The following is a 10,865-nucleotide window of genomic DNA, read 5'->3' as shown; positions in this document are numbered from 1 at the left end:
GGTCACTCTAGGAATCTCGGATTTCCCCGATGACCCGCCAGAACCCCCGCCATGCAGGCAATTTCAGCGATCGACCGGTTCTCTAGGCGTCTCTCCCTACCGCTCCGGTTCGATTGAGACTGACGGTGAGAATTACGGTCTGATTCCCTGATGATTGCTCCGAGTCCCTCATCATCAACGCCATCCGGTCGCCGTTTCCCGGAGCGACACGCCGCCGAGTGTTCCAGCCCAGCGACCAGGCAGCTACGCCCCACACACAATCATGGACAGTGGGTGAGATCACACCTACGTGGTAGGTCTCGGTATGTCAGTGCACCCGGTTACGCTCCGCTTGATCTTCGTCCTGAGCACCAAGGGGGAAACGCTCCGCCATGCCGCGAGATCTAGGCAAGCCCGGCGACTGGAATCGGACGACCGTACGTGGCGGGCTCGGGCCGCAGCCCCGGCGGCCGTCCGCCGCTATCGGAATTACCAGCACCGCAAGCAATCCGGATGGGTGCACCTGTGGCTGTTTCTTTCACGATGGGCATCGGCGACATCACCTATGCGATCTACATCGAGTCGCAGAATCGGCGATAGACCTCGGCCCCGGAGCGGGAGTGGCTCCGGGGCCGTCCTGTGCGCCTGTCAGACGATCTGAAGCTGCGTTAGCCGGGCATCGAGCCTGCGGGCCGAAGTCGACCCAGGGGCGCGGACGTGGACCAGGTTTCGGGCATCGAGTAGTTGCCCGGACAGCCGCGCCGAACCGTTGTCGGCATCGACCTCCGCACCCGTCGAGATCGACTCAATTCCTGCGTCCAGTTGACCGGCATCGACATAGATCGTGCCGAGCAGGATATGTGAGGCGGCGCGGTCGCGAACCGCTTGAAGTCTCAGCGACTCCCTAGCCGCGTCGATGGCGGCTGGCAGGTCGCCTATCTGACGAAGCGCCTTCGCTCTCATCCGGGCGATATGTCCCGGCGTGCAGAAGTACGCGAGAGATTCATCAGGCGTCCGTGTAGTGCTGACATCGAAACTGTCTGCCCGAGCGAGCGCCGCTCGTGCGTCCGCGTGGTACTCCGGTCCGGACTTCGCCAAGGCCAAAGCTGAGATACCGGCAGCGTGAGCCTGTAGGTGCGGGTCACCGGTTCGGGCAGCGCGGAACTCTGCGGCGGCGGCTTGGTCGGCTGCCTCGATCGGCCTACCAACTTCCTCGGTCATACCCGACCACTCAGCGAGGGCCATAGCGCTTGCCGCATAGTCGCGAGCCTCGTCGGCCACGTCTCGCGCCTTCTCGAAATGATCTACGGCCGATTCCTTCCGGCCGAGGTCGAATAACTGCCATCCCGCAGACGTGCTCACCTTGCTCCGCAACGACATAAGGCGTGACGCGAGCGACCCCTCATAGCCCCGGAGCAAGGCTTCGGTGATGTCCACCTGCGTCAGCGTTGTCCGTATCGCTGCCTGCGGGCCAAGCAAGTCGTCCTGCAACCGTGCGGCGTTCAGGATGGCCTGAACGTTGTCCAGAACGGCCCCGTCCACTCGATTCGGGGAAGCCGCAGCGCGGATGGTTCTTTCCAGCTCGTCGGCGTTCAGTGCGGCCACGATCGCTGGCGACGACGCCGTGAGTACGGCGATAGCCCTCAAAAGCTCTCGACGCTGCACCTCGTCAACCTCCTCGCCTCCCCACCCCAAGAGTAGGTCAGCATGAACACTCGTACCAGTTTGCGACGGTTTCGCGGTCGCAGCGCGGGGGTTGTAGAGCCCCAGCTCAGTAGCAGTGACACCGAAGGCCTTCTCTAGCGCCAAGCGGTAGCCCTTTGTCGGCCACATCAGCGTGCCGCGGGCGATTTGCCGGATCTTGTCGGCGTCGTAGCAGCCTTCTTTACCGGTGATGACTTCGTAAGCGGCGTTCACCATCGCCGCAACCTCGGTCCGCTTCCAGCCCCGTTCCTCCATTAGCCGATCGAATCGGAGGTTCTCCCTTGACGGTTCGCTCATCGGATGCCCTTCCCCACATCTACTCAGAAGGTATCGCGGATCAACACCCCGCGACTTCGTTCGCCTGAACTCGCGGGCCGAAGTTGCGGTTCCGAGACCAACGCTCGGCGATCAGGCTCAACCATGCACCCGCCGCCGGGATGAACCCCGCGCCGAACGACCCCGGCGGCGAGTGCTCCCAAGCATTCGCATCAGGGGGCGCTGTGAGTACAGACGACTTACCGACCTTGCCGCAACGAGTGGTCATGCACGTCGGATTCGGAAGCGGCCCAAAGCATCCCGCAGTCAGCTACACCGAGCCCGCCGACGTTATCGCACGCTTCGCCACTGCTTTGCGCCAGTGGAATCCGGACTACCGGATCGAGGTCGAGGACATCGAATCCGGCGACGACCTGCCGCCCGAACTGCCGACCTGGCGTCTCTTCGCCTGGGACGAGTCGAGCGAGCCGGAATAAGAGAAGAACACCTAAATAGAAAGAATTGCCATGCTGCACAAAATGATCCGCGTACTCGTGTTCGTCGCTGCCGTCTTCGCCTCTGTTGCACTGAGCACTGGTTCAGCCGCCGCCGTCACGCCGCAGCAGTGCGAGCAGGAGAGCGACGGAGAGGTCCGCTGGGTGTTGAAGCCGGACGACCCCACCAAAGCCGTGTGTACGTGCCGGGGCGGCTTCTACGACGGGCAGGACGTGTTCGGGCCACACGTCATCGTCGTTGCCGGTGCCCCGATGGCAATAACCTGCACCGGCCTCGAGATTGATGCCTAGGGTTGCGGCTATGACGAGCGAACACGACGAATGCCGGGTAACCATCGACGGGGTAGCGCCCTCCCTGGTGGCGCTGTTCCGGTCCGCCGCTCGTATCGCTGCCGACCACGGCCGCAACTGGGTGGGCGTGGAGGATATGTTCGCGGCGGTTGTCGCCCACGACGAGGAACACGGCCACCCTCCCGTCTGGTGGCCCCGCGTCGGCAAGCCGCGCATCACCCGAGGATGGAAAGGCGGAATCGGGCTCGACGCCGAAGGGCGCATGCTGACGCCCGAGCTTCAAGGCGAGTCAGCCGCACTGACCTACCCCGAGTTCCGAAAGTTCGTGGACGAGTGGGTACCTGGGCCGTCACCGGCCGGGGTTGGCCCGGCCGAGCCTGCAGCAGTCACGTACGAGATCAGCGGCCCGAACGCTGACGAGTTCCGGGCGATGATCGAACGATCCTGACCGCTCGAGGAACGAAGCCTCCGGCCCAGTCGACCGGGAGCTTTGTCGCGCTGGCTCTGGAGTGGCTGAACCCCCCAAAACTCCGGGAAAGTTACGGAATGGAGCCCTGGGGCATAGGGCAGGGCTGCTTGACCTGCACATATGCCGTCAAGCTGGAATACTGCGGATACTATTCGATTGCCCGGATTTCGGCGGAGCCCCGAGCGGCGAGCTGTCTGCCCACGGGCGGTGAACTGGTCGGCTGGCAAGGGAGTGGATGTGTCGATGCGCCGTACGACCGGCCGATTCTCGCGACGGATCGAATCGGGCGGCCGGACAGCGGCGGCTCTGGCCGTATTCACTCTGGTGGCCGCGCTGCTGGCCGGATGCACATTCACCGTCGAGGGTCGTGCCGTATCCATCTACGACGATCCGTTCCAAGTGGCCGGTCTGCCCACCACCAGCGGCCCCAGCGGTCCCCGCGCCGGCGTGCCCGACTCCACCCTCACCGCCACCAACTCCGACGGCGGCGCCATCGACACGCTGGTCCTCAATGCCCTCGAGGATATCCAGACCTATTGGCAGCAGGAGTATCCGAAGGAGTTCGGCAACGAGTTCACCCCGGTGGACACCTTCGTGTCCTGGAGCGCACGGACCCCGCGCGCCCAGGCGGTGCGATTCTGCGACGAGACCACCTACCGATTGGTCAATGCCGCGTACTGCCGGCTCGACAATTCCATCGGCTGGGACCGCGCGGTGCTGCTGCCGACCATGCAGGACACCTTCGGGCAGATGTCGGTGGTGATGGTGACGGCCCACGAGTACGGCCACGCCATTCAGACCATGGCCAAGCTGGTCGGCCGCAAGGACCCGGTGATCGTCAAGGAACAACAGGCGGACTGCTTCGCCGGGGCGTTCATCCGGCATGTGGCCGAGGGAAAGTCGAAGCACTTCACCATCAACACCTCCGACGGCCTGAATTCGGTGCTGGCCGCCACGGTGGCCATCCGGGATTCCGATCCGGATGATCCGAAGAGCGTGCACGGTTCGGCCTTCGAACGCGTGACGGCGGTGCAGATCGGCTTCACCGACGGGGCCAAGAGCTGCAAGGCCATCGATATGGCCGAGATCGAGAGCCGCCGCGGAAAACTGCCGCAGGACTTCGGCGATGACGCCGACCACGGCGAATCCGAGGTCGGCCAGGGCACTCTCACCGAACTGGCCAAGGCCATGGCGGCCTTCATGCCGATCCCGGACGAGCCCGCATACGACTACGACACCGCGAACCTGAACTGCCGCAACGGCGCCGACACCGTGCCGGTGACCTACTGCCCGGACACCAACACCATCGGCACCGACCTGTCCGCGCTCGCCGATCGGGGTGCCGCCAATGACGAAGACCAGGACGGACTTCCGGTCAAGCTGACCGGCGACTACAACGCCTACGTGGTCTTCATCTCCCGCTACGCGCTGGCCGTGCAGCACGCCGCCGGTCAGCGGCTCACCGGCGCGAAGACCGGCTTGCGGGCCGCCTGCCTGGCCGGGGTGATCACGGCGGAGCTGGCCGACCCGGGCACGCACGCCCGATCGAGCATCAGCCTTTCCCCCGGCGATCTGGATGAGGCGGTATCCGGCCTGCTCACCGACGGTCTGGCGGCCAGCGATACCGAGGGCAAGACCGTGCCGAGCGGATTCTCCCGGGTGGACGCGTTCCGCGCCGGGGTGCTCGGCAGCCGGAACACCTGCGACTCGCGCTACAGCTAGCGGCGGCCGCGCTACCCGAAAGGCGGCGGCGCGACGGCTTCCAGGCGCAGTACGCGGTTGCCGAGCAGCACCTCCGCGCCGTAGATCAGCGCCATGGGCTGGTGGGGTTGCAGGCGCACCCAGTCGTGGTAGCCGGGCAGGCGGACGCGGGTGCCGTTGGTGGAGCCGCGGTCGACCACCGTGACATCCCAGTTCACCAAACGGATTTCGGCGTGCGCGCGCGACATTCCCCCGGAGGCGTCGTCGACGCGCAGCGGCACCAGACCCGCCCGCGCCGCGTCGGACTGCTCCGGATCGCGCCCCACCACCGCATCCGCCGTCAGCATGTAGGTCATGCCGTCGTCGAGCAGCAGCATGCCCAGCGGTGGCCGGATCACCTCGGCCAACGGCTGGGTCTGATCCACCGGCATCCCGCACACCGTGCAGAACGCCGAGCGCGGATCGCTGGGATGCGCACGCGCGCATTTGAATCCGAGCACCTTCACGGTGAGCGCCATGGCCTTGGCCGTGGCATCCAGACGGCGCTGTAGATCCGGGTCCGGCTTGGGCGCGGGGTTGGTGCCGCCCAGCTCGGTCGGGGCGCGATGCGGATCGAAGTCACCGGTATCGGCGGACGGGCCGCCCGGAGCCGACCGCGCCCCGGCGTGGTCGAGGCGCGGCGCGAACTCGGGGTCCGATCCGGGGATCGGACCCCGGCCGTGGCTGCCGCCCGCACCGGAATCCGTGTCGGTGTGCGTGCCCGGCGGCGATGGCGTGCCCCCGGCGAGGTCGACTTCGGCGGGCAGCTGGGTCGAGGTGCGGGTCGGCGTGAGATCCGGATCGTATTCCGGCACCGCGCGATCGGTAACCGGATCGAAGGCGGCAGTCGGCGGCGGCGCGGCATGCCGACCCCGGGGCGTCTCGTCCGCCTCCGGCGCGCTGTGCCGCCCGCCGGCCCCGGATTCCACGCCGCGCGACGGCACTGCCCGACCGTGCGACGGCATCGCCCGCCAACGCACCGGCAGCGGCTCGCCCGCGAACCACACGACCGCACCGCTCGCCTGCGCGATGCCCTCGACGAGCGAACCTATGCCCCGTTCCGGCAGCTCCGGCACCCGTCCCCGGCCATCGTCGATGTAGAGCGCCGCGGCCAGCGCCGGATGCTCGGCGACCCGGTCCACCGTGAAGGCCGCGTCGCTGCCCCGGTAGTACTCGACCGACCGGCCCGCCAACACCGCGGTCACCGCACCGTGCAGGAAGATGGCAACACCCCCGGTATCGGCGGCCGACAGTATGCCGAAGTCCACGGACTGTCCCGGCGAGATGCGCTCGGCCTCCTTCATGAGCCACCGGGTGGCCTGCCGCGCGACCAGCCGTCCGGGTCCGTCGGGGGCCTGCTCGGTGGCCTCGGTGACCAGATCGGTCAGTGCCCGGGCAGCGACGGCGGCCCGGGATTCGGATGTCAGCCTGCCGCTCTCCCGATGCGCCACCAGAATGACGGCACCCGCCGCGCGGGTGAGCACATGATTGCCCGCGACAACCTCGACCTGCCGATCCATCACAGCGATCGGCCCCGCGGCGACGGGTGGCGGACGAGGTTCAGCACAGCATCAGGTTACGTGGCCTCGCGCTGTCCCGTTCGGACCGGATTTCCTTACCGAGCCTCTTCGCGAAGCCGTCCAGTATGCTCCGGACAGCACCAAAGGCCCCGAGTCGACCAGGAGTTCGCGAGTTATGGCGATGAGCCCCGGCACCATCGTCGGCGGATACCGGATCGAACGGGTGCTCGGCTCCGGCGGCATGGGCACCGTCTACTTGGCCAAACATCCGCAACTGCCGCGGATGGACGCGCTCAAGGTCCTCAGCGCCGATCTGTCACGTGACCGCGAATTCCGTGGCCGTTTCGAGCGCGAGGCGAATATCGTCGCGGGACTGGACCATCCGAATATCGTGTCGGTCCACAACCGCGGCGAGGAGAACGGCCAGCTGTGGATCGCCATGCAGTACGTGGAGGGCACCGATGCCTCCGCGGAACAGAAGCGCGACCCGCACGGCATGACCCCGCTGCGCGCGCTCAACATCATCGCCCAGGTGGGCCGCGGCCTGGACTACGCGCACCGCAAGGGCCTGCTGCACCGCGACGTCAAGCCCGCCAACTTCCTGCTCTCCTCGGTCGGCGGGGACGAGGAGGAACGCGCCCTGCTGGCCGACTTCGGTGTCGCCAAGTCCACCGAGGACACCATCGAACTCACTCAGACCGGCAGCTTCGTCGCCACCATCGCCTATGCGCCGCCGGAGCAGCTGGCCGGGCAGCCGCTCGACCACCGCGCCGACATCTACAGTCTGGCCTGCTCCTTCTACAAGCTGCTCACCGGCCAGAACCCCTATCCGGCAACGCAACCCGCGCTGGTCATGATGGGACACCTGCACGAGCCGCCGCCGCGCGCCACGACCGTGAACCGGTACCTGCCGGAGGCCATCGACCAGGTGATCGCCCGGGCGCTGGCCAAGAATCCGGCGCAGCGCTACGGCAGCTGCCGTGAACTCGCCGAGGCGGCGGCCGATGCGCTCACCCCCGGCTACAAGCCGGTGCGCACCACCACCTCGCCCACCTATCCGGTGCAGATCGCCCCGCCGGGCGTGCTGGCGGGGCCACCGGAGTCCGGGCCGCATATGGCCACCCAGGTCTCCCAGCCCGGCCGGGTGGTCGGCTCGTCCGGCAAGCGCCGCCGGAGTCTGCTCCTCGGAGCCGGTGCCGCGACGGTGGTGGCCGCTCTCGCCGCCGGGATCGGTGTCTGGTCACTGCGGGACGACCCCCCGGCCGGGAGCGGAACATCCACGGCGGCAGCGGCTTCCAGTACGGCGGCGATCGCGCTGACCTCGCTGGAGCAGGCCCGTGAGGCGAATCCGGCCTTCCACGGCAAGACCATCACCATGGTGGACGTCACCGAATCGCGGAAGTTCTCCATCTACCTCGGCGGCACGCCGCAGACCCAGTTCCTCGCCGATCTGGGCTTCGTCTACAACCTCGACCTCACCCGGCAGGGCGATGAGCCCTCACCGCGGCCGGCGACCGAGTACGGCGCGCTGAAGACGCCCGCCGACTCCTACATCATCGCCGTGCGCAGCGACGAGAAGGCCGGTGGCGGTGGGCTTCTCGGTCTGCCGCACGAGATCACCGGCTCGCGGGCGGTGGTGATTCCGCTGGACACCCCGGCGGCGGTGGCGGCCGTGCGCAATTGGACGGCGGATTCCGAACGCGTCCTGCTGGCCGAACTCGTACCTGTGCTCCAGAGCCGCGTGAAGTAGGGTGAGGCGCGTTGTCAGCAGCCGAGTCGCGCGCGTCACTCGCGATCCGGTATAGGGAGGGGAGCCCCATGCGCCTACTCGAGCGCGCGCTGTGCGCCGCCGTTGTGGTGGCGGCCGTCGCGCTGACCAGCGCCTGCGGATCGGAGCCGGAGGCATCGCAGCCCCCGGAACCTGCCGTCGACCTGGCTGCCCTCGACGTCGGCGGTTTCACCACCGAACCGAAGCCCTACGGCACCGCCGACGAACTCGAACTGGCCGAACTCGTCGAGGCCGAACGGCTCGCCAACTACCTGCCGCTGCCGTGGGAGATCATGCCCGAGGCGAAATACGCGGCGTCCGCCATGGGCGGGGCCATCCGCCCATTCATCGGCTTCGACACCGCCGCCGTGGGGACGCGCACCACGGCCGACAAGGACGCCATGCACGCCGCCGCGCCGGGATTCGTGGCGGGATTCGTGACCACCGGCCGGTCCGACAACATGCCGAGCCTGTCGTACGAGCTGGACAACCTGGTCATGATCTTCTCCGACGAGCAGGCCGCCACGGCCGCCGCCAGGGCGCTGGGCGAACTGGACATGGCCGCGGCGGAGGACAACACACCGGTGACGATCCCGCGCTATCCGGAGGCCGTCGCCTACACCACCGACGATATCTCCGGCCCCGGGCAGATTCGATCCTGGTACGCCACCGGACAATTCGTCATCTTCACCTACGTCTTCGATTCGATCATGGCCGCGCTGGAGGAGGCGGACCAGGCCAAGCTGATCGAACGCGTGGAACGCAGTATCGAGACCATCTCGCCGCGGGTCGCCGAATTCCCGGTCACCCCGGCCGATCAGCTGATCGGGCTGCCGGTCGACCCCGACGGGGTACTGGCGCGCTCGCTGTTCACCGTGCTGGACGACACTGCGCAGCGCGGGATCCCCGGCGTGTACGAGCGACAGGGCGGGCTGCACATCTCCATCGCGCCCGAACTCGACGCACCGCTGTTCGAGCGGACCGGGGTGGACCGGGTGGCGTGGCGCGGCTCGTACGTCTATCGCACCCGCGACGCCGCGGCGGCTCGGGAGTTCGTCGCCGACCGGGCCGAGACCACCCGGAAGTTCGTCCGCGTCGACGCACCGGCCGGACTGCCGAACGCCCAGTGCCGCCACGCGGTCACCGCGAACGATTTCGAGATCGCCTACTACTGCTACGTCTCCTACGGCCGCTATGCCGCCGAGGTCGCGGCCAATCAGCTGCTCGACGCCCAGCAGCGCATATCCGCGCAGTACGCCCTGCTCGTCAACAGCGAATGACGACGCCGACGGACGAGACCATGCCGAGGACCACCATGCTTTCACGACGTATTCGGCTCACCGCCCTGGTAGCGGCGGCCTGCGCGGCGGCGGGCTGCGCCGCCGTCGACGGCACCGCGACGGCGAGCGAAGTCGATGTGCGCACCCTCGATGTCGGCACCTACCCGACCGAACCGCTGGATATGCGCTACACCTACTACAACAGCCTCAGCGGCGGCACGCAGCTGGCCGTCATGCGACTGGCCGGGCAGGTGGCGAACGGGCTGGAGATCGACGACCGCTTCACCTACACGACCGGCACGCTGGCCATCGCCGACGCCGAGACCGCCACCAAACTCCTCGCCGATGTCACCCAGCCGATACTGGAAACTCATCGCCTGCTGTACGGATACGCGGTCGGCCACGCCTCCCAGGACAAGGACGAGAACGACAAGACCCCGAAGGACGCCGACGCGGTCACCATGACCGTGCTCCAGTTCCCGAGCGACGCGGCGGCGGCCGCGGCCGCCCAGGAGATCGAAGCGGCCGACTTCGCGGTGGCGGCCGCCGAGAACGAACCGGTGACACTGCCGAAATACCCCGAGGCGCACGCGCACTGGCGCCCCGGCGTATCCAGTATCGGAGCGACGGTGGCGCGCTCGAACTATGTGGTGAATCTGCTGCTGCGTGTCCGCGATCCCGACCTCGGCCAGCTCACCGCGCTGAGCGAGAAGGTGCTCGACGCCCAGCTGCCACTACTGGACGAGCTGCCGCCGCTGAGCCGCGAGGACATCCTGCGCCTCGAGTACGACACCGACGGCATGCTGCGGCGCACCCTCAATCCCGATGGATTCGGCCACCCGGATACCAAGACTCAATTCACGGTGGGTGCGCGCGGGTTCCTGCATCTCGCCGAGGATCAGCAGCACTGGTCGCCCATCGTGTCCGAGGCCGGGGTGGACCGGTTCGCGGTGACCAGTTCCATGTCGAGCGCTTCGATGCTGTTCCGCACCCGGGATACCGCGGCCGCCGACACGCTCGTCACGGTGATCCTGGACAAGGCGTATCCGAGACCGGCGGACGCTCCCGCCGAGATTCCGAACGCGGTGTGCGGGGAGAGTCCGATCGAGGACGACTACGACGTCAAGCGGTTCCGGTGCGCGGTGAGCTATCGCCGGTACGTGGCCACGGTGGAGGGCGATCAGCTCGCGGACGCGCATCAGCGAGCCGCCGCCCAGTACGCGACGCTGGCCAATAGCTGGTAGTCGCGCACCGCGATCAGGTGCTGGTCGGTCGACTCCGATGTGGGATTCGTCTCGCGCCGAACCGCCCGAGATTCAGACATCAGGGCTGGTCAGACACCCT

9 protein-coding genes are annotated in these 10,865 nt (G+C 67.5%); 7 read left to right on the top strand and 2 right to left on the bottom strand.

The features are described from left to right. Positions 1-627: 627 nt before the first annotated feature. Positions 628-1,980 carry a M48 family metallopeptidase gene (locus QMO76_RS07320; protein WP_306360417.1) on the bottom strand — a complete coding sequence of 451 codons (1,353 nt, stop codon included), beginning with the start codon at positions 1,978-1,980 and terminating at the stop codon, positions 628-630. Positions 1,981-2,225: 245 nt separating this feature from the next. On the opposite strand from QMO76_RS07320, the gene QMO76_RS07315 reads away from it, so the two are divergent. The 4 genes from QMO76_RS07315 (at position 2,226) to QMO76_RS07300 (ending at position 4,935) form a co-directional block, all read left to right on the top strand. Next, positions 2,226-2,435, top strand: coding sequence for a hypothetical protein (locus QMO76_RS07315; RefSeq protein ID WP_306360416.1), 210 nt, complete (start codon positions 2,226-2,228; stop codon positions 2,433-2,435). Between the two features lie 30 nt (positions 2,436-2,465). After that, the gene (locus QMO76_RS07310) at positions 2,466-2,744 is read left to right on the top strand and encodes a hypothetical protein (protein ID WP_306360415.1); all 279 of its coding nucleotides are present in this window, start codon (positions 2,466-2,468) and stop codon (positions 2,742-2,744) included. Between the two features lie 10 nt (positions 2,745-2,754). Then, positions 2,755-3,192 carry a hypothetical protein gene (locus QMO76_RS07305; protein ID WP_306360414.1) on the top strand — a complete coding sequence of 146 codons (438 nt, stop codon included), beginning with the start codon at positions 2,755-2,757 and terminating at the stop codon, positions 3,190-3,192. A 264-nt stretch (positions 3,193-3,456) separates the two neighbouring features. After that, positions 3,457-4,935: a metallopeptidase gene (locus QMO76_RS07300; protein WP_306360413.1), complete on the top strand. Its 1,479-nt coding sequence runs from the start codon at positions 3,457-3,459 to the stop codon at positions 4,933-4,935. An 11-nt stretch (positions 4,936-4,946) separates the two neighbouring features. Here QMO76_RS07300 and QMO76_RS07295 read toward each other — a convergent pair whose 3' ends face one another. Beyond that, positions 4,947-6,473, bottom strand: a complete 1,527-nt coding sequence (locus QMO76_RS07295) for an FHA domain-containing protein (RefSeq protein WP_306360412.1) — start codon at positions 6,471-6,473, stop codon at positions 4,947-4,949. 175 nt (positions 6,474-6,648) lie between these two features. Between QMO76_RS07295 and QMO76_RS07290 the strand changes: the two genes are divergently transcribed. The 3 genes from QMO76_RS07290 to QMO76_RS07280 all read left to right on the top strand — a co-directional run bounded on the left by QMO76_RS07290 (position 6,649) and on the right by QMO76_RS07280 (position 10,765). Further along, on the top strand, positions 6,649-8,223 hold the full coding sequence (locus QMO76_RS07290) for a serine/threonine-protein kinase (RefSeq protein ID WP_306360411.1): 1,575 nt from the start codon (positions 6,649-6,651) through the stop codon (positions 8,221-8,223). Positions 8,224-8,291: 68 nt separating this feature from the next. Beyond that, positions 8,292-9,521, top strand: coding sequence for a hypothetical protein (locus QMO76_RS07285; protein ID WP_306360410.1), 1,230 nt, complete (start codon positions 8,292-8,294; stop codon positions 9,519-9,521). Further along, on the top strand, positions 9,518-10,765 hold the full coding sequence (locus QMO76_RS07280; protein ID WP_306360409.1) for a hypothetical protein: 1,248 nt from the start codon (positions 9,518-9,520) through the stop codon (positions 10,763-10,765). Before QMO76_RS07285 ends, QMO76_RS07280 begins: the two co-directional genes overlap by 4 nt. Positions 10,766-10,865 lie beyond the last annotated feature (100 nt).

The organism is Nocardia sp. CC227C (assembly GCF_030767025.1).
Classification (GTDB): Bacteria; Actinomycetota; Actinomycetes; order Mycobacteriales; family Mycobacteriaceae; genus Nocardia.
This window is presented reverse-complemented; position numbering and strand designations above follow the sequence as displayed.